Annotated in this window: 1 pseudogene; it reads left to right on the forward strand. The window is 49.5% G+C overall.

From position 1 onward, the window contains the following. Positions 1-162: 162 nt before the first annotated feature. Positions 163-443, forward strand: a pseudogene (locus tag BWR59_RS32295) (hypothetical protein); the annotation flags it as partial.

Genomic DNA, 443 nt, shown 5'->3' on the forward strand with positions numbered 1-443 from the left:
CTTCAAGACTATCTTACTCAACGGCTTCAAGACTATCTTACTCAACGGCGAGCGTCAGGAGTCAAATTGCATTCCGCCGGTCATGCACTCTTGAGATTCGTTTGCTTCATGGAGAAGCGCAGATGCACGTACATTACAACGGCTCTGGCCGTGGAGTGGTCCATGCAAGGCTCTCGTGCGAAATCGCAGGACTTAGCACAAGCGCAGTGCTTAGGTTTTGTGCGCGAGTTTGCAAAATACATGACGCCAATTGATCCGCGCACAGAGATTCCGCCGTATGGCGTGTTGCCCCATCCCACTAAACACACACAACCCAAGAAGAAGAGAACAAAAGCAATCGGAATAACTAATTCACAATCGGCGCATGATTTAGGACAAGCAATCAATGATTACCTGGCCATGCKGCGAACTCTGGGGTTCAAACTGCGGTTGTGTGGTAATGC

Source organism: Pseudomonas sp. Bc-h, assembly GCF_002080045.1.
Classification (GTDB): Bacteria; Pseudomonadota; Gammaproteobacteria; order Pseudomonadales; family Pseudomonadaceae; genus Aquipseudomonas.